Origin of the sequence: Microcoleus sp. CAWBG27, from assembly GCF_020883145.1 — a bacterium.
GTDB lineage: Bacteria > Cyanobacteriota > Cyanobacteriia > Cyanobacteriales > Microcoleaceae > Microcoleus.
This window is the reverse complement of record NZ_JAHREU010000057.1, coordinates 1-19,399: the sequence shown is the minus strand read 5'-3', so window position 1 is coordinate 19,399 and position 19,399 is coordinate 1. Positions and strand designations below refer to the sequence as shown.

Genomic DNA, 19,399 nt, shown 5'->3' with positions numbered 1-19,399 from the left:
GCGGTTGGAAACCGCGGCTATACAAACAATGTCCGCCTCCGCGGACTGATACAAAATTCGGCTTAAATATCCCGTTTATTTCTTAGTCTGCGGAGGCAGACTTCGTTTGTGTAGCTGCGGTTTTAACCGCCGAATCACTCTCTGGCGGTGGCACAGTAGGCTCAGGTTCTGCGACATTTAACTGGCCGCCGCAGCAGCGCAATTCGTAAAGTTTAGCATTAATTTGATACTCGTACTGACTCAATAACCTTGCATAAATATAGCCAGCTTTTCCATCCAAAAAACCTAGCTGAATGAAGTAAAATAAAATAAATCTGAGCAGTGGTTTCAAAGGCAGCCGCACCCAAACTTTTTTGAGAAATCGCTTCCGCTGTACTGCATCTCCAAATAAGTTGGCGCCAATAGTGCCGCTGTCGTCGCGGCCTTCAATAATATTATAATAAACGCGGGCTTCCCAATTTGAATAGCGGTTGTGCCGTTCTATCCAGTGAAATAAATCGCGGTAATCTTCGTGGATCATGTCGTGTTTTAAGTAGCCGACTTGACCTGCTAAAATGACGTGTTCGTGTACTTCGTTGTCACCTGTATTGGGGACGGATTCGGTGCCGAGATTTTCGTAGCGGCCTTTTTGATGCTTGAACAAACGCAAATTCCAGTCGGGATATCGGCCGCCGTAACGCAGCCATTGACCTAAAAAGAAGACTTTGCGGTTGAGGTAGTAGCCGTCAAAATTCGGATCGGCGATCGCCCGCGCGATTTCGTCCCAAAGTTCCGGGGGGATGCGCTCGTCGCAATCGACAATTAAAACCCATTCGTTGCGAAAGGGCAGGTTGTCCAAAGACCAATTTTTCTTTTTCGGCCAGCGGTTGTCAAAATAGAATTGCACGACTTTGGCACCGCTACTGATGGCAATTTCTACCGTGCGATCGCTGCTTTGGGAATCAACCATGAAAACTTCATCTGCCCTGGCAATGCTGGCCAGACACGCAGGTAGATTAAGTTCTTCGTCTTTTGCCGGAATGAGAACTGAAACCGGAATCTTGGATGAACTAGATGTCATAATCGAGTGCTTGAACCTGAATGCGGTCGAGTTATTGTGGATGAAGTGCGATCGGCATGGTAGCGCCGACGACTTTAACAGCGAGGGATATTGCCTCTAGCCTAATGCCTGCTGGTCGATTTAGGTGTAAAAATCAGGCCCCGAAGGGCTGCACTTAAATAACCAATTTGACCCCAAGCAAAAACGAAATTTTCAAAGCGCAGTCCCGGATCTCTAATATATTTAAAAGACTTGTATACTCCCCTCACTATTCTTTCGCCGCCCCGTCCAAGCTGAGCAATACCTGCTCGATCGGACAATTGTTCCCGATAACACTCGCTGATGCCTTGCCACCAACCCCGATCGAGAAACCAAGCTTGCTTGAGCCTTTCTACAGCCACATTGTGCAGAACCAGGGCCTCGGGCAGATAAACCACTTGCCAGCCTAACTCTAATGCTAATTCTGTCGCGCGCAATTCTTCATTTGACAACAACTTTTTGCCGACTCTACCGAGTTTGACATCGAAGCCACCAATTTGTTCGAGAAAAGCCCGCCGGATCGAGTAGTTTACACCCCTGGGAGTCAAACCGGCAGCAGTTACGTACTGGCAAGTATCCCCTAAATCATAAACTCCCAAGTTTTGGGCCAATCCGGGCGATAGCCATTTTGGTGCACAGACTCCACAAGGCCACAGCAAGTTAACTTTGCCGCCGGCTACGGCTAGTTTTTGATTGCTTTGATAGGCGGCGTGCAGCACCCTGAGCCAATTCGGCTCAGCAATAGCGTCGTCGTCGAGATAAGCTAATATTTCGCTGCTAGCTTCCTTGGCGCCGGTGTTTCGCGCTACTGATAGACCGATTGTGGGTTCCCAGACATACTTGAGGCGGCAGTCGGAGAGTCTTGCTTCTACCACCTCGCGAGTGCGCGAAGTGGAACTTTCGGGGCTGGCATAATCGTTAGAACCGTTATCCACTACTACTACTTCAAAGTTATCGGGAAAATCCTGTACCAGCAAGCTGTCGATCGCCCCAGCTAAATAGCTGGCGCGATTGTGAGTGCAAATTATGGCTGATATCTGAGGTTTGGGCATTGGGCATTGGGCATTGGGCATTGGGAAGAAGGCTCGCGCAGGGCATTGGGCATTGGGGATAGTCTCTATTTTTTGCTTCTTTTCTTCTCTCTGCAAATTGGTAAGGGCGTAACTCACTTGCTGGAAAACGGCTATGTTGGGAAATTTGATGTAGTTATTCTGATATTGTCCTATCAATGCTATTATCGCCTAAAAATCATTGGTAATCAAACAAATAACCAGCAACCAATAACCAGCAACCAATAACCAGTAACCAATAACCAATAACCAGTAACCAGTAACCAGTAACCAGTAACCAGTAACCAGTAACCAATAACCAGTAACCAGTAACCAATAACCCTTCGACCCTTCGACTACGCTCAGGGAACCGCAAATAACAAATAACCAATAACAAATAACCAATAACCAATGACTAAAATAATCTTAGTAACTGGGCCGGCTCGAAGTGGTAAAAGTGAATGGGCCGAAACTCTGGCTGCGGGTTCGGGAAAACAAGTAATCTATGTGGCTACGAGCCTGGTTGATGAAGCGGATTTGGAATGGCAAAGTCGCCTCGAACAGCACCGAAATCGCCGTCCGTCTGATTGGCAAATTCTCGAAGTACCGATCGACTTACCGAGAGTTGTCCGCACTGGTACACCGTCGGATTGCTTGTTAATTGATTCCCTCGGAACTTGGACGGCGAATCTTTTAGAACAAGAAGCCACACTTTGGACTGCTACACAGCAAGATTTGCTGGCGAGTTTGAAGTCAACTGCGGCGGATGTAATTTTTGTAGGAGAGGAAACTGGATGGGGTGTTGTGCCTGCTTATCCGGCGGGGCGGCTGTTTCGCGATCGCCTCGGCACTCTCGTCCGTCACATCGGGGCGATCGCCGATACTGTTTATCTCGCCACCGGAGGTTATGCCTTGAACCTGTCGGCTTTGGGTACGCCGCTACCGCCGGCCAAGAATTAACAGACGGAAGCCCGATCGACTTTTCGAGCAAAAAGCTCCGTTTGCCCGCAGACAATTTCAACTAAAAATCAGCTATAATTACAATTAAGCTCGAAAACTCAAAAATCACATCAATCACTCCAAAAAAATACTCGCGCCCAGCAACCAGCACAAAAATTTGACACCGAAAATAGTCGGCTTTTGAAAGAATGTCAAATATCAAATGTCTCTTGAGATAGAGATCGAATTTAAAGTTTAAAGTCTAAAATTACCAATGAATTGCAGGATTGAGTAAAAGCTATGGCATCAGAAAGTGAAGTCAGAAAATATATTGCTTACTGGTTTCAGTTAGGCAAAAAAGTATTTATTCGCAACGGTTCCGAAGCGCTGCTACCAAAATCGGTAATTGCGGGCGATCGCTACAGCAGCGAATTTGAAGAATGCTGGCAAAAAATCATCTCCCCCGACAGCGGAGACTGTCACCTGCAAGGCACCAACGAAACAATTGCCGAACTGCTGACACCAGCATGGGAAATCAGTCCCTGCGCGCGCTGTGCCATGCCCGTAGTGTTCCAACAAACCGGAATGCCACCAGAGTGCTGTCCTTGTTACGACTTACCCAACTGGCCCGATACCGAAATGCCCCAACCTCGATCGCCCGTCAGCACCAAATTGCAACTTTCCAGCATTTGCGATCGACTCCTCAGAACCGGTGGGGAGTGAAGAGGGAGAGAGGGTGAGAGGGGGAGAATGGGAGAATGGGAGAGGGGGAGAATGTGAGAGGGGGAGAAATGGGGTTTTTCGCCCAAACAAGCGTTACAACCTTGGATACTCCACTACAAAACCCGATTTCTTTAGTCCTTTGCCAACTGTCAACTGCCAAAATGACAACTGTCAACTGTCAACTGTCAACTGTCAACTGCCAACTCTATCTCACAATAGTGGCGAGAAGGCCACAAATTGTTACAATGTCTTTACAATGCTTCACACTAGGTCTGAGTTTATGGATGTCAAGACGGTATCGCCAGCCTCCCCAGTAACTTACTCAAATTCAGGGACTCACGCTGCACCAGACAATCTCAAAGAGGTAAAAACAGTTCCCCTGCAAGCAGTACAAGTAGAACTAGACACAGCTACAGCAAATCCCCAACCGCTCAAATCAGCCAAAGATATCGCCTATGAGTTGGCCGGAGAAGCTGTGCGCTACGATCCAGTTGCGATCGCAGCCGAGTACCGCAATCGCCCCCTGCAAGTCTGGAGAAGGCTGTCTAGCGTGGTTTGGACATTTTTTAGCTTTGCCTTCAGTTTGTGGTGGGACAAAAAGAGAGGCCGCACCGCAGCCAACGAAAAGCGCCGCGCCGCCCGCCTGCGAGAAATTCTCAGCCAACTCGGCCCAGCTTTCATCAAAATCGGACAAGCACTCTCAACTCGCCCTGACTTAGTACCGCCAGCATATTTAGAAGAATTAACCACGCTGCAAGACCAATTGCCAGCGTTTCCCAACGAAGTAGCATATCAATTTATACAAGAAGAATTGGGCGCACACCCCAAGGATATTTACGCCGAAATTACCGCAGATCCGATCGCAGCAGCATCCCTCGGACAAGTCTATAAAGGCAAACTCAAAACCGGCGAAACCGTCGCCATCAAAGTGCAGCGACCCGGTTTAGCCGAAAACATCGGCTTAGATATTTACATCCTGCGGCGCGTCGCAGTTTGGGCGCAAAACAACTTCAAAATAATTCGCAGTGACCTCGCCGGAATTATGGACGAGTTGGGCGAGCGCATTTACGAAGAAATGGACTACACCCACGAAGGACACAATGCCGAACGATTCGCCGAACTCTACGGGAATCTAAAGGATATTTACGTTCCCAAAATCTACTGGGAATATACCCGCCGCCGCGTCTTGACCATGGAGTGGATTACCGGCATCAAACTCACTAATTTAGAAGCCGTCAAGGCTCAAGGAATCGACGCTCCTTACTTAATTGAAGTGGGGGTGCAGTGTTCTCTCAGACAGCTTCTAGAACACGGTTTCTTTCACGCTGACCCGCATCCCGGCAATCTTTTGGCAACTCCTGACGGTCAGTTGGCTTATCTCGATTTCGGGATGATGAGCGAAGTCAAACCTTATCAGCGGTACGGCTTGTTGGAAGCTGTGGTGCATTTGGTAAACCGCGACTTTGAAGGTTTGGCCAGAGATTACGTAAAGTTGGAATTTTTAACGCCAGACACCGATTTGACGCCAATTATTCCGGCTTTGGCTGGGGTATTTAACAATGCTTTGGGTGCTAGCGTTGCCGAACTCAATTTCAAAAGCATTACTGACGAACTTTCGGCGGTGATGTACGAGTATCCTTTCCGAGTTCCAGCTTACTATGCTTTGATTATTCGATCGCTCGTTACGCTAGAAGGGATTGCCATTAATGTCGATCCAGAATTCAAAGTGCTGAGTAAAGCTTATCCTTACGTAGCAAAACGGCTGTTGAGCGACCCCGCACCGGAATTGAGAGCCTCCCTGCAAGATTTATTGTTCAAACAAGGCGAATTCCGCTGGAATCGCTTAGAAAACTTGCTGAACAATGCCCGCGAAAGCGACGATTACGATGTCAGCAAAATCCTCAACCAAGCGTTAGAGTATTTATTTTCGCAAAGAGGAGATTATATTCGCGATCGCATTGTTGCTGAATTGGTGAAAAGTCTCGACACACTTTCGAGCAATGCTGTTGCTAACGCCAAAGCAGTTGTCGGCGAATGGTTTGGAGTCAAAGCAAGCCTACCTGTAGTTTCACAAACCGAACAAAATAACTTAGAACACATCAAGCGGATTTGGGATATTTTGCAATCAACTCCGGGTTTTGACGGCATGAAAGTATTGCAACTACTGCCGCAGTTGTTGGTGAAACCAGAAGTGCAGAATATGGGCCAGCAAGTCGTCGGCGGTTTGGCTCAAAGAGCAGTTGCTAGGTTAATTCGCGAGTTTTTACTTTCCGAGAAACCAGCAGCTATTCCTGAAAATGGCAGCTATTCTCAGACTTCGCCTCAGTTGTCTTTGCCGGCGGCGAAGTAGTTAGATCAGATAAAAAAAGGTACGTTGTTGCGCTTCAGCGCTCTTTCCGGATATCAGAAAGAGGGCTAAAGCCCAACAACGTACCTTTTTTGTGTTATGAAAGTCCAGCCAAGGTACGTTGTTGCGCTTCAGCGCTCTTTCCAGATCTCAGAAAGAGGGCTAAAGCCCAACAACGTACCTTTTTTGTGTTATGAAAGTCCAGCCAAGGTACGTAGTTGCGCTTCACCGCTCTTTCCGGATACCAGAAAGAGGGCTAAAGCCCAACAACGTACCTTTTTTGTGTTATGAAAGTCCAGCCAAGGTACGTAGTTGCGCTTCACCGCTCTTTCCGGATATCAGAAAGAGGGCTAAAGCCCAACAACGTACCTTTTTTGTGTTATGAAAGTCCAGCCAAGGTACCTAGTTGCGCTTCAGCGCTCTTTCCGGATACCAGAAAGAGGGCTAAAGCCCAACAACGTACCTTTTTTGTGTTATGAAAGTCCAGCCAAGGTACGTAGTTGCGCTTCACCGCTCTTTCCGGATCTCAGAAAGAGGGCTAAAGCCCAACAACGTACCTTTTTTTTCTATCGTACTATTGATAAGATTAGGAAAGAGGGCCCAAGCCCAACAACGTACCTTTTTTGTATTTAGATTTTAACTGAAATATTGTTGGATAAATGCTTGCAGTTGTCGGACTTCGCAAGCTTCGGCAAGACGAATCAGTTCTCTGGCAAAGGCAGCCTGGTTCTCATCTTGAAGTTGTTCTGCAATTTCGATAATGCCGTCAAGTTCTCCGTTTTGTGCTAACTCAAATAGTTCGTTTAAAATTTCGGTTGCAGGTGGCTGAATTGACTCTGTTCCAACATCAGCATTCGGGTTTGGATTGTTATTGGTGTCGTAAATCCAATCCAATTGCAGATGTTTTTGCATTAGTTCCAGTAAGGTATCAGCTTCTACCGGTTTGGGCAAAAAGTCACTTCCACCAGCTTCCAGACTCTTGTGGCGATCGCTTTCAAATACGCTCGCAGAAGAGACGATAACGATGGTTTCTTTGAGTTGGGGATAAGTCTGTAGCTTCCGCAAAAACTCATACCCATCCATCACAGGCATACTTAGGTCAGTAATAATTAAATCTGGTGAAGTCTTGAGAGTTTGTTCAATTCCTTCGAGTCCGTTGCTGGCTTCAACGATCTCAAAACCGATCGGTTGTAAAAGATTGAGTAGAACCGAGCGATTTTCCCAAGAGTCATCAATAACGAGAATTTTGTGTTTTTTGCCTTGATATCCAGCGATCGCCCGTTGGTGAGATACTTTCGCAACGGATGCCCAATTGTCGGCGACGGGGAGTTCTACTTCAAAGGAGAAGGTGCTGCCTTCACCGGAGATACTGCCGACGCTAATTTCACCGCCCATGATCGAAACAATTTTGTGGCTAATTGCGAGTCCTAAACCTGTTCCTTCAGCTTGCTTTTGGGTATCACCAACTTGTTCAAAGGGCAGGAAAATTTTCTCGATTTCTTGCGGGGTCATGCCAACTCCGGTATCTTGAATGTGAAAGCGAATCTTTTTTCCAACAGATTCAACTTTGAAGGTGACACCGCCGCGATCTGTAAATTTAATCGCATTTCCCAGTAGGTTAATCAAAACTTGACGGAGGCGTTTTTGATCTGCAAAAACTTCCACAGGTAAGCCTTTTTCCGCTTTAAACTCAAAGTAAATGCCTTTTTCTTCGGCACGGATGCGGTGGATTTCGACGACACTTTGCAGGAAGGAAGGTAGGTGCAAAGGTGCGGGATTCAGTTCGAGTTTTCGGGCTTCGATTTTGGAAAGATCCAATATATCGTTAATCAGGGTGAGCAAGTGAGAGCCGCACTGGTAGATGATGTTGATGCCGTTGCTTGCTTTCGGGGTGAGGGGTTCGCTGCGTTGCAGGATTTGGGTGTAGCCCAGAATCCCGTTGAGGGGTGTCCGCAATTCGTGACTCATGTTGGCTAAGAATTCGCTTTTGGCTTGATTGGCAAATTCGGCTGTTTCTTTGGCTTGCTGAATATCTAGGTTGGCTTGTTGAATTTCCTGAAACTTATCTTGCAGGGCTATAGCCATCAGTTGGAAGTTATTGGACAGGGTGTTTATTTCGCTGATGGAACTGTTGGGAATTTGCAGCGATTGTTGTTCTGTAAGTTTATCGGGCAAATTGTTGGTAATATTGGCAAGTTGCAGCAAGGGTTTGACTAGACTGCGACTAATAGATTTTGCCAGAAGCGGGGCGAGAAGTGCGATCGCCATGAGAATCGCGAAGCTTTTGGTATAAATTCTATCGAACACTGCTAAATGGGAAGCGCTGGGTTGTTCGATCGCAATTATCCAAGAAAAATCACCGCCAACAGCAGTTTTATTCACGTAAAATGACTTTCTCCACCGCATAACCTTAGGCGTGTTGGGGAGGATGGGTATCCAAATATTGGTGTTTTGATTCAACGGATTAATTTCACCATTCCCATTTTTATCAAAGGGTTGTGCTTCCTTTAGATCCTCGCGAGTGCTGGAAATAACGCGATTTTCGCGATCGAGCAAACTCACCATCCGAGTCGATCCGGCTTGACTGGCGAGCAAAAATTGTTTTAATTTGTTGGTGTCAACTTCTGCAAAAACTTGACCTACCAGGTTGTTATCCCGGAAAATGGGTACTGTTTGGGCGATCGTCGGCGAGTTCGACACCGTAACGAGATCGGAGAGCACCGGCTGCTTGGCTGTCAGTAAAGCCTGCAATGGCAAACTATCGAGTTTTGTGACTGAATTGCGATCGGTATTTTGGACAGTAGTGGAATTCAGAATTTGCCCGTTGGTGTCTGTAATGTAGAGATTGCTGAACCCTGGAAGAGTCGATCGGGCTATTTGAATTTTTTCCTGCATCTGTGAAGCGTCCAAGAGATTGCTATCCTGAACATTAGATGCCAGTTTTTGTAGGTTCTCCAGACTTTTCTGGTGCCACTCCTGTAAATCCGTACTCACAGCTTGTCTGCTATTTTCTAGCTGGCCTAGAAGATTTTTTTGTTGAACATTAGTAGCATCCTGACAGTTCCAAATAGTTAACACCAATGCCGGTAGCAAGACAAAAGCTACCAGCAAATTTAGAAGAGTTTGTTCAAAATCCTGAGTTTTGAGAGTATTGACGCGGAGCCACTTAGTAATAGGAGTGTGAGTCAGAATCAGACTAGCAATCAAAGCATTACAGATTTGGTTGACTGGATTTCTGAAGGAAATCAACAGAACAGATTGAGGAGAAACTTTCCCACAAACCACATAAAGAAACCAAAGCAATGGAAATCCAATCGTTGCCCAGAAAATAACATCAATTAATAATAAATTTTTACTTCGGCGCAGTCCCAATCCGACAAAGATTGCCTCCACTGTCCAAAGAATAAAAGCGTAGGGATGATACCAAATTAAAATTGTACGGAAATTGGCAATTACCGCAGCGAGCGTTCCCCAGCCTAATCCATACAATCTCATAACCAACATGACAAAAACACTGCCAAAGAGCCAATCTGTGTAGAGAATAATTGGAATACTGAAATAGTTACCCAAATACCCTAAGACCAGCAAACAAAGCAAAACAACCGTCAATCGCAATTGTTCTTTTGACTGATTTTTATGCCTTGAGTAGTCGCCTAAACCTGAAATATTTGTCATTGTCTTTGCTGATTATAGAATTCCAAGACTTTGTAAGAGCGATCGCTTTTTTATTGACTTACAGAAACTAATAGCAGCGATTTTCTGATATCAAACATTGCTAGATTTTGCTAAATTATTTTCTTTGTCTAAATAGAACTTACTACGCTTGTGGTCAATTATTTCAACGATCTCCTCGATTTTATACCATCTTGGCAAAAAAGTGTGTGTTGTTATACTTTTTTGTCGATCGGGTGCGGCGATTCATAAATTGTTGATAGGTAGTTGTAGTTGTAGGGTGTGTCGCCATAGAAAATACTCAAGAAAGAGCGACTATCTCATAGCGACGCACCTCTTCTTTTCAAAGGTTTTAGTGGTAGGTGTGCCACCACAGACAAGACTCAATAAAGAGCGATAATCGAGCGAGCAATGCACCTCTTCTTTTCAAAGGGTGAGAAATTAAACCCCAATACGGCTCAATTAATATTAATTTCAAAAATCCTTGCTTCAACGCTCTTCGTTGAGTTGGTTTATTCAAATATTGTCGCACGCTTTGCGTCGCTTGCTAGGTTTTTCGTTTTTTCTTGCCTAGCATAAATGGAGCCGCGCCTACCAATATTGTTGCATTTATTTTTTTAATTGGTATTACTATTAATTTAACTTGATTGATATTGTAGTTTTTCTCAAAAAGATCGGGCATGACATACAGCTTATATAACACTCAAATAAGAGGGCTAAAGCCCAACAAAGTACCCGTTATTTCGATGGAGCCGCTATATATTAATTTCGTTAGCATCATAATTATTCATCTTTCTCCTCTGTCCCTCTGCATTCTCTATGTCAAGAGCGGTAAATCATTCCGATACAAGCGGAATTGATATTACCTTTGTATTTAAAGATTGAACACTCATGTAGAAACTATCGGCAAGGCAGACGAACTGAATAAATATCCTCAATTGCACCCAAGGGCGGATAAAACTCAAAGAATTACTGAAGCTTAAATCCCTTAGCAGCTAATTGTTGGCGCAGACTTTGAATTATGACACTATCGACAGTATTTTCGCCTTTTTCTGTACTGGCTTTGCGTTGGCGTTCGACATATTCGGTACGCTTTTGAGATAACTCGCGGATCGTTTTTTTAATCCTTTCTCTTTCGGTTTTCTTGCCAGCTACATATGTTCTTTTTTCAGTTAATGTCATACCTCGCATGATTTCCGGTAAGCTCTCATCTGATATTTCCTCTAGTTTCACTTTTCCAGTTTCAAGAGCATCGAGTAAATCCCAAGAATAATTACTATAGTATTCAGAAGCTTTGGAGGCACTACGCATTACCATATTTACGCCAGCATTACTATCTTCAGCAGCTTGACGTTGTTGTCCTATTATTCCTTGTCTACCATAGGGAATATAAGTTTCATTTAATTTAGTATTCCAACTAGAAATTTCCTCATCATAAGGCGACTTAATTACCACAATTACTTGATTTTGATTGATGTTGAAGTTACTACCTTTTGCCAAAATAGCTCCAGATGCCCAAAGTTGTCGTTCCTGACTTTCCGCTGAACCGCAGTAGATTGTATTAACAAGAGTATCTCCTTTAACAGCCAGATTGACAGATTGAGTCCAAACTATAGGGCCTTGATCGAATGGTTCATTGCCAGCGATAAAAATCACGCGAAAATCTGCCGGATCTTTACTCCAGTTTAATTCTTGCATTGCCGATCGAATTACCCAGCCAGCATATTCTTGACCGCCGTTAGTTTTGATACTAAATAGCTTTTCGGACACCAAATCTAATTCAGGAGTAAATCCAGTTAATAATCTGACAAAACCTTCCGAAGATGGTAAACTATCATTGCCATAATGATAGAGAGCAACTTCTAAATCTGGAACTTCGCCATCTTTTCTGACCTTAGATAAAAAATTCACAATTTGCCAAAGTTGATTGCGAGTCTGGTCGATCAGTCCATCCATGCTATTACTAGAATCTAAAAGGATGGCTATCTGAATTTTTGCTTTGGCGAAAGCGGCTGTGGGGGAGCACAGAATACTTAGGGTTAAGGCTGTAGTGAATAAAATTCGAGTTAGTTTGTGCATTAAATTTTCGGATTTTCTTGTGATTACTAATTGTCTTCCAATACTGTTTACTTAAGACCGCCCTGGGGGTAAGATTTATGAAAAATAGATACGGAGATTGCTTCCTTCTTCGCAATGACTATCTTAAGTAAACCGTATTCAATTATAGTCAGTGGTAATCTAGATTTAGTTCCTGGCTTCAAGTAATTTGTAACAATTGTTTACAGTTGTAGTTAATTCATTAGAGTTTTTAACCACAGTTATTAGTAGGGTATGTCAGCTACGATCGTTTTCGGTTTAAACTAAAAAGCTAATAGCTGACGCACTACAGAAAACTCAAGGTGCGTCAGAATTATACTTTTAGTGGTGATTCATAATTTTGCAACTGACGCACCCTACAACTACCTACGATCGCACTTATGAATGCAGTCGAAATCGAAGAAGCCGTTTCCCGGCTTGCTGAATCGCCCTTTGACTCGGAAGAGTTTCCCTTTGCTTTCCTCGAAGCTTTTGGTAACAAGTCAACTACCATCAAGAAGCTCAAAAGCAAAAGCGGTGGTTCAAACAAATCGGATGTCGGTGGCGTACTTCAGCATAACAATATTCATTTGAAGGTTTGCTCCGAAGGTGAGGTGACAAATACCCTCACTGCTTTGCGGGAAAGTGCGGCGACTGCTAGACATAAGGCTAAGGAATGGCAATTTAATAACTTAAGCAATCTCGAACTTTCAATCCTTGCCTGCAAAGCTAGCGGGCGTAAAGATGCTGAAATTATTGAATTTTCATTCCTAAGTTTATCCTTGCTACCGATGGCAAAAGTTTTGAGGCGGAGAATTTGGCTGATGGGGAGACAGTCGCTTGCGATTACCACGATTTTCACGATCATTTTGGTTTTTTTCTGCCGTTGGCGGGGATTACGACGGTTAGGCAAATCCGGGAGAATGCCTTTGATATCAAGGCTACGGCGCGTCTGAATCGCCTTTATGTGGAGCTGTTGAAGGAGAACCCGGAGTGGGATAAATCGGAGCATCGGGAAGCGCTCAATCACTTCATGGCGCGACTGATTTTCTGTTTCTTTGCGGAGGATACGAATATTTTCCACAGTGAAGGTTTGTTTGCGAAAACAGTCCAGCAAATGAGTGATTCCTCGAATACCCATGAGGTGTTGTCGGAGTTGTTTCGGGCGATGTGTCTGCCGCTGAAAGAGCGAGAAGTTGCACAGATTCGGAGTTGGGCGAATGTGTTTCCCTATGTGAATGGGGGGCTGTTTTCGGGTGGGGTGGAGGTGCCGCGTTTTAGTAAGATTGCGCGTTCTTACTTGCTTCATGTTGGTAATCTGGATTGGACAAAGATCAATCCCGATATTTTCGGCTCAATGATTCAGGCGATCGCAAATGATGAAGAACGAGGTGCTTTAGGGATGCACTATACGAGCGTGCCGAATATCCTCAAGGTGCTTAATCCGCTTTTCCTCATTCGCATTGGTTAGGGAAGCGCACGATCGCAATGACGAAATTCTGGAACGAATCTACATCGGCCGCCGCTTCAAAAACGACACCGAACGATTGGAAAAACTGTTTGAATTGTATACTAAAATGACCAGTCAGCAACCGCTCCCAAAAAAGTCTGCCAAACGTAAAACGAAGCCATAGTCCCTTCAGTCATAATATAAATACAAACCCATCCATCCTCGAAAAATCATGACAGCCGCCGAAAAACTTTACCAGCTTATCCAAGTCCTCCCAGACAACCAAATCAACGAAGTCCTCAACTTCGCCGAGTTTCTTCACCAAAAACAACTCACCGCCCCTCAAGCTATCCCCCCCGGCACTCTCACCGGACTTCGGGGCATCGCGAAACAGTCTGGAACAGCCCCAAACGATGATGACTTACAAGCAGAATACACCGACTATCTCACCCAAAAATATCAGTAAGCCTTCCTATGAAAATTCTGATTGATACCAACATCGTCCTCGATCTACTTCTAGTTGAATTGTATACTAAAATGACCGCCCAAAAAACTTCCCCCCAAAAGTCTGCCAAACGTAAAACCAAAGGAGAAAATTGATAATGGCAAAAGATTTAACTTCATCGCTGCGCGATCGGCAAAATATCCTCAACAATCGCTATGCCTTAGAAAAAATAGAAGAATACTTGGGATTAGGAGGGACTTACTATGAAGAAGAACTGCTTTTTACTAAACAACAACTGATTGAAATTTTCGGCATCAGCGACAGTACAATTGAAAAGTATCTATCCAGTCACAAGGATGAGCTGAAGACTAATGGCTATAGGGTGCTACGAGGCAGGAAACTACGAGAGTTCAAGGGTTTGATGGATGTCTCCGTAACTGATTACGGTAACAAAACCCCGACCCTAGGTGTGTTTACCTTTCGGGCAACCCTAAACCTAGCAATGGTGCTAGTGGAGAGCGATCGGGCCCGTGCAATTCGATCGCGCATCTTAGATATCGTCATTGACGTAATGGCAGAACGGGCAGGCGGACATACCAAATACATTAACCAGAGAGATAACAATTACTTACCAGCAATCTATCAAGAATTTAGCTATCGTAAAACCTTTACCGATGCCCTCGATAATTACCTGGACATGGGCAAGTTTAAATATGGCATTTACACCAACAAAGTATATCAGATTGTTTTCCGAGAGAAAGCCGAAGAATATAAGCAGATATTAAGTTTGGGTAAAAACGATTGTCCCCGTGACACCATGTATGCCGAAGTTCTCATCGCCATTGCCAGTCTAGAGAATGGTTTGGCAGCAGAATTGAAAGCCGAGTCAGAAAAAGTGGGACGAAAGCTGAAACAGAAAGAGGTTGATTCACTATTGGAATCCGCAGAGGAAAACCCCTATCTAAAACCGATTATTGAAGATGCCCGCATCAAAATGGCCAGTCGCGATCTAGGGTTTCGGGATGCTCTGCATCAAAAATTAGAAGCCTATATCCAAAGCGTTCCAGAGAACGACTTTGAGAAATTTTTAGGAGAAGCCAGCCGTTCTTTAGAAGAGCAACTTTCCGATCCGGCTCTTTTGGCTGTATTTAAGCGATTGAAGGATCGGTAATTTATGGCAGCAGATTTCTTTTACTTTGACATTCATTATGCGATCGAGCTGCATGATTGGATTATCGAAAAATCAGGGGGATTTCCGGGTTCTAATAATCCGAGTCTACTAGAGAGCGCATTAGAACATATTCAAAACGATCTCTATTACCCTGAAATTCACCACAAGTTAACTCACCTAGTTTTTGCCGTCAACAAATTTCATGCTTTTAATGATGGCAATAAACGCTCTAGTATTGCATTGGGTGCTTATTTTCTCAAGCTCAATGGTTATGGTTTTTTAGTCAAAAAGTTTGTCCTAGAAATGGAAAATATCGCCGTTTGGATAGCAGAGGGAAAAATTTCTAAAGAGTTTCTATGTGAACTGATTGAGTCTCTTATTTTCGAGGAAGATTTCAGTGAAGAACTTAAGTTTAAGTTGGCGCTTGCTGTCATGGGCGATATTGATTCTAATTGTTAGTTCGGCTGGAACAGACTCGTTATATCAAATCTGGTAGCATCGGAATTATTAGTGGTAGAAATTAGGACACAGCAGTGCCGTGTCCCTACCTAAAATAATATTGTAGGGATACGGCACTGCCGTGTCCTCTTCTCCTCCATATCATTCCAATGCAACCGGAAACGATATTACCTCCCTTTTTGGGCATGAAAGTGCTTTAACGCAAATCGATGCTGGCGAGTCTCGAAGTCTGAAACGCATATATATCAATAAAAAAGTGCTTTAATGCAAACCGATTTTAGCAAGTCTTAAAGAAAAAAACTCCCACCCATGAGCAAACCGATCGCAATTCCCTCAGTTTCCGTCACCTACGCCCAAGATGGCACCTCCACCCGCCCCAACGCCCTGGGGATGCGCCCGATGCAGGAACGAGCTTACCAGAAGCGCGGCGAACAATATCTTTTGATCAAATCGCCTCCCGCCTCCGGTAAAAGTCGCGCATTGATGTTCATCGCCCTGGACAAATTAGAGAATCAGAAACTGAAACAAGCCATTATTGTAGTACCAGAAAAGGCGATCGGCTCCAGCTTCCATAATGAACCTTTGAGTCAGTTTGGATTTTGGGCGGATTGGCAAGTCGAACCCAAATGGAATCTCTGCGACGCACCGGGAAACGACGGCGGCAAAGTAGGCGCAGTGCAGAAATTTCTAGCCAGCAATGCCAAGATTCTAATCTGCACTCACGCTACATTCCGCTTTGCCTTGGATAAGTTTGGTGTGGAGGTTTTGGACGATCGCCTAATCGCCATAGATGAATTTCACCATGTTTCTGCCAATCCAGACAACAAATTGGGCGATCGCGTCCGCCAACTCATGGCCCGCGATAAAACCCATATCATAGCCATGACTGGTTCCTATTTTCGCGGCGATGCCGAAGCCGTGTTACATCCCGAAGATGAATCCCGATTCGATACAGTCACTTACACCTATTACGAACAACTAAACGGCTACGAATACCTGAAGCAACTCGACATTGGCTACTACTTTTATGCGGGTAGCTACACCGATGAAATCGTGCGGGTGTTGAATCCGAAAGAGAAAACAATCCTGCACATTCCTAATGTTAATTCCCGCGAAAGTACGAAAGACAAAATCCGCGAAGTCGAGCACATCATCGAGGAACTTGGCGAATGGCAAGGCATCGATCCGAGTACGGGATTTCAACTGGTTAAAACCGCCGACGGTACGATTCTCAAAATTGCCGATCTCGTAGATGACGATCCGAGTAGGCGCGATCGAGTTTCCGCCGCCCTGAAAGACTCGAAATATAAGAACGATCGCGATCGCATCGACATCATTATCGCCCTGGGCATGGCGAAGGAAGGTTTCGACTGGATCTGGTGCGAACACGCCCTGACGATCGGCTACCGCTCCAGTTTGACCGAAATCATTCAAATTATCGGCCGCGCCACCCGCGATGCACCAGGGAAAACCCGCGCCCGATTCACCAACCTGATTGCGGAACCGGATGCCGCCGAATCTGCCGTCACAGAAGCAGTTAACGACACCCTCAAAGCCATTGCAGCCAGCCTGTTGATGGAACAGGTACTCGCCCCCCGCTTCGAGTTCAAACCCAAGCGCCCGGACAATGGGCCCACTCCCGGCTTCGACTACGGCGAAGATGGCTACAATCCGAATAAGTGCAACGCGGGCATCAATCCAGAGAAAGGCTTGATTCAGATGGAAATTAAGGGATTAGCGACACCCAAAAGCCCGGAAGCCGATCGCATTTGTCGCGAAGATTTGACCGAATTAGTGGCCGCCTTTGTCCAAGATAAACCGACGATCGAGCGCGGCCTATTTGATGAGGAATTGGTGCCGGAAGAATTAACCCAGGTTCGCATGGGCAAAATCATCAAAGAAAAGTGTCCAAATCTAGATGAGGGCGATCGAGAAGCCATTCGCCAACACGCGATCGCAGCTTTAACCGTCGTTCAACAAGCCAAAAAAACCATGAATGAAAGTGGTGGAACCTATACCACAAATCCCGGCGGTGAGGCGGCGAAAAATACTGCTCTCATCGACGGAGTAAGGCAGTTTGCGCTATCAGTAACTGAGTTGGAGATGGATTTGATCGATCGCATCAATCCCTTCGGTGAAGCCTACGCCATCCTCGCCAAGTCGATGAGCGAAGAAAGACTGAAGCTGGTGGCGGAAATCATTGCGGCTAAACGGATTGTCCTTAGCGTGGAAGACGCGCGGGAATTAGCCAAACGGGCGAGTCGTTTCAGACAAGAAAAGGGCAGATTGCCTTCCCTGACGGCGACAGATCCGTGGGAAAAACGCATGGCAGAAGGGGTTGCTTTCCTCACACGCAAGGTAAAGGAGGAAAAAAATGCCTAATTATACCACCGATGAAGATTTGGAGTTGCTGGCGGAATTGGGCATAGACATCGCCCCGGAAACCTCCAGCGAACGTTCCCCCAGAGAAGAGCGGATTATCGCAGGTTTTGAGGAGATCGAACGGTTTGTGGAGGAACATGGCAGACTGCCCCAGCACGGGGACGATCGCGATATTTTCGAGCGACTTTATGCTGTGCGGCTCGATCGGCTGCGGGAATCTGAGGAATGTCGCGCCGTCTTACAGTCGATCGACTCGCACGGGCTGTTAGACGCTGAAACCGATAAAGCAGAAAATTTTACAGATGAAGCGCTGTTGGACTCTCTAGGCATCGATGCAGCCTCAGAGAACGATGTAACCCAGCTTACTCATGTGCGATCGCGCAGCGAAATCAAAGCAGCCGAGGAAATCGCCCAACGGACTCCCTGCCAAGACTTTGATGAATTCAAACCTTTTTTTGAGAAAGTGCAGCGCCAATTGCAGTCTGGGGAACGGAAAAGTGTCAAATATCAGGACTATGCGGCCGTCAACGAAGGCGATTTGTTCATCGTTGATGGGCAGAAAGCGATGGTGGTGGATATGGGTGAGCCTTTTGTGAGCGATTATGGGCGGCAAGATTGCCGGTTGCGGGTGGCTTATGACAATGGGACTGAGAGCGATTTGTTAGTGCGATCGCTCCAGCGTGCTTTAAATAAAGACAAAGCCAGCCGCCGCATCAGCACCCCAGATTTCGGCCCGCTGTTTGCAGATGTTGAAGCAGCAGACGACTTACCGACGGGTTATATTTACGTGCTCAGAAGCAAATCCGAACATCCTTTTATTGTGGAGAATCGGTCTTCCATTCACAAGATTGGTGTCACGGGAGGAGACGTAAAAAGGCGGATTGCCAATGCGAAGAAAGACCCTACCTATCTGCTAGCAGATGTGGAAATTGTCGCCCAATTTAAATTAGCAAATATCAACCGGAAGCGACTTGAGACACTTATTCATAAGTTTTTCAGCAGCGCTCGATTGGATTTGGAATTGCAGGATCGCTTCGGTATGGCAGTGCAGCCGAGGGAGTGGTTCCTTGTGCCTCTGGAGGCGATCGGGGAGGCGATCGCAAAAATTCAGGAAGAAACGATCGATCGATTCCGGTACGATCGGGAAACAGGAATGATTGCAATGCTCGATTTGGTTCGTAGTGAGGACTTTAGTCCTTGACAGAAGAAGGACTAAAGTCCTCACTACGAACCTTTTTTATTATGGTAATCGAGGGGACATGATATGACTTGTGTGCTAATTGAAAAAAATCAGGAAGAAACGATCGATCGATTCCGGTACGATCGGGAAACAGGAAGGATTGCAATGCTCGATTTGGTTCGTAGTGAGGACTTTAGTCCTTGACAGAAGAAGGACTAAAGTCCTCACTACGAACCTTTTTTACTATGGTAATCGAGGGGACATGATATGACTTGTGTGCTAATTGAAAAAAATCAGGAAGAAACGATCGATCGATTCCGGTACGATCGGGAAACAGGAAGGATTGCAATGCTCGATTTGGTTCGTAGTGAGGACTTTAGTCCTTGACAGAAGAAGGACTAAAGTCCTCACTACGAACCTTTTTTACT

At 45.4% G+C, this 19,399-nt stretch carries 16 protein-coding genes and 2 pseudogenes; 14 read left to right on the top strand and 4 right to left on the bottom strand.

Annotation, left to right across the window (positions count from 1 at the left end; genetic code table 11):
* Positions 1-82: 82 nt before the first annotated feature.
* Positions 83-1,021, bottom strand: coding sequence for a glycosyltransferase family 2 protein (locus QZ938_RS24910; RefSeq protein WP_293365651.1), 939 nt, complete (start codon positions 1,019-1,021; stop codon positions 83-85).
* Between QZ938_RS24910 and QZ938_RS24905 the strand changes: the two genes are divergently transcribed.
* The gene (locus tag QZ938_RS24905; protein WP_293330252.1) at positions 948-1,160 is read left to right on the top strand and encodes a hypothetical protein; all 213 of its coding nucleotides are present in this window, start codon (positions 948-950) and stop codon (positions 1,158-1,160) included. The genes QZ938_RS24910 and QZ938_RS24905 overlap by 74 nt on opposite strands.
* Before the next feature lies 1 nt (position 1,161).
* Here the strand turns inward: QZ938_RS24905 and QZ938_RS24900 are convergent, their stop codons facing one another.
* Positions 1,162-2,130, bottom strand: a complete 969-nt coding sequence (locus tag QZ938_RS24900) for a glycosyltransferase family 2 protein (protein WP_293353939.1) — start codon at positions 2,128-2,130, stop codon at positions 1,162-1,164.
* Between the two features lie 408 nt (positions 2,131-2,538).
* On the opposite strand from QZ938_RS24900, the gene cobU reads away from it, so the two are divergent.
* The 3 genes from cobU (at position 2,539) to QZ938_RS24885 (ending at position 6,139) form a co-directional block, all read left to right on the top strand.
* On the top strand, positions 2,539-3,087 hold the full coding sequence (gene cobU / locus QZ938_RS24895) for a bifunctional adenosylcobinamide kinase/adenosylcobinamide-phosphate guanylyltransferase (RefSeq protein ID WP_293353913.1): 549 nt from the start codon (positions 2,539-2,541) through the stop codon (positions 3,085-3,087).
* Between the two features lie 279 nt (positions 3,088-3,366).
* Positions 3,367-3,789: a hypothetical protein gene (locus QZ938_RS24890; RefSeq protein WP_293353915.1), complete on the top strand. Its 423-nt coding sequence runs from the start codon at positions 3,367-3,369 to the stop codon at positions 3,787-3,789.
* Between the two features lie 280 nt (positions 3,790-4,069).
* Positions 4,070-6,139: an AarF/ABC1/UbiB kinase family protein gene (locus QZ938_RS24885; protein WP_293353941.1), complete on the top strand. Its 2,070-nt coding sequence runs from the start codon at positions 4,070-4,072 to the stop codon at positions 6,137-6,139.
* Positions 6,140-6,772: 633 nt separating this feature from the next.
* Here the strand turns inward: QZ938_RS24885 and QZ938_RS24880 are convergent.
* Together QZ938_RS24880 and QZ938_RS24875 are read right to left on the bottom strand one after the other, a co-directional pair.
* Positions 6,773-9,811: a hybrid sensor histidine kinase/response regulator gene (locus tag QZ938_RS24880; protein ID WP_293353917.1), complete on the bottom strand. Its 3,039-nt coding sequence runs from the start codon at positions 9,809-9,811 to the stop codon at positions 6,773-6,775.
* A 966-nt stretch (positions 9,812-10,777) separates the two neighbouring features.
* Positions 10,778-11,887 carry a hypothetical protein gene (locus QZ938_RS24875; RefSeq protein ID WP_293353919.1) on the bottom strand — a complete coding sequence of 370 codons (1,110 nt, stop codon included), beginning with the start codon at positions 11,885-11,887 and terminating at the stop codon, positions 10,778-10,780.
* 398 nt (positions 11,888-12,285) lie between these two features.
* Here QZ938_RS24875 and QZ938_RS33150 point away from each other — a divergent pair.
* From QZ938_RS33150 to QZ938_RS24835, 10 genes and pseudogenes are all read left to right on the top strand, one after another.
* Positions 12,286-12,495, top strand: a pseudogene (locus QZ938_RS33150) (type IIL restriction-modification enzyme MmeI); the annotation flags it as partial.
* Positions 12,496-12,701: 206 nt separating this feature from the next.
* Positions 12,702-12,806: pseudogene (locus QZ938_RS33145) on the top strand (hypothetical protein); the annotation flags it as partial.
* 45 nt (positions 12,807-12,851) lie between these two features.
* Positions 12,852-13,355 carry a type IIL restriction-modification enzyme MmeI gene (locus tag QZ938_RS24865; RefSeq protein ID WP_293353923.1) on the top strand — a complete coding sequence of 168 codons (504 nt, stop codon included), beginning with the start codon at positions 12,852-12,854 and terminating at the stop codon, positions 13,353-13,355.
* Positions 13,348-13,518, top strand: a complete 171-nt coding sequence (locus QZ938_RS33140; protein WP_363318891.1) for a type IIL restriction-modification enzyme MmeI — start codon at positions 13,348-13,350, stop codon at positions 13,516-13,518. Before QZ938_RS24865 ends, QZ938_RS33140 begins: the two co-directional genes overlap by 8 nt.
* Positions 13,519-13,566: 48 nt before the next feature.
* Entirely contained in the window at positions 13,567-13,800 is a 234-nt protein-coding gene (locus QZ938_RS24860; RefSeq protein WP_293353925.1) for a DUF2281 domain-containing protein, read from the top strand.
* A gap of 8 nt (positions 13,801-13,808) precedes the next feature.
* On the top strand, positions 13,809-13,934 hold the full coding sequence (locus tag QZ938_RS24855) for a hypothetical protein (protein WP_293353927.1): 126 nt from the start codon (positions 13,809-13,811) through the stop codon (positions 13,932-13,934).
* A gap of 2 nt (positions 13,935-13,936) precedes the next feature.
* The gene (locus tag QZ938_RS24850; protein WP_293353929.1) at positions 13,937-14,950 is read left to right on the top strand and encodes a DNA-binding protein; all 1,014 of its coding nucleotides are present in this window, start codon (positions 13,937-13,939) and stop codon (positions 14,948-14,950) included.
* Positions 14,951-14,953: 3 nt separating this feature from the next.
* Positions 14,954-15,409, top strand: a complete 456-nt coding sequence (locus QZ938_RS24845; protein ID WP_293148723.1) for a type II toxin-antitoxin system death-on-curing family toxin — start codon at positions 14,954-14,956, stop codon at positions 15,407-15,409.
* Positions 15,410-15,718: 309 nt separating this feature from the next.
* On the top strand, positions 15,719-17,791 hold the full coding sequence (locus QZ938_RS24840; RefSeq protein ID WP_293353931.1) for a DEAD/DEAH box helicase: 2,073 nt from the start codon (positions 15,719-15,721) through the stop codon (positions 17,789-17,791).
* Positions 17,784-18,992, top strand: coding sequence for a GIY-YIG nuclease family protein (locus tag QZ938_RS24835; RefSeq protein WP_293353933.1), 1,209 nt, complete (start codon positions 17,784-17,786; stop codon positions 18,990-18,992). Before QZ938_RS24840 ends, QZ938_RS24835 begins: the two co-directional genes overlap by 8 nt.
* The last annotated feature ends 407 nt before the right edge of the window (positions 18,993-19,399 follow it).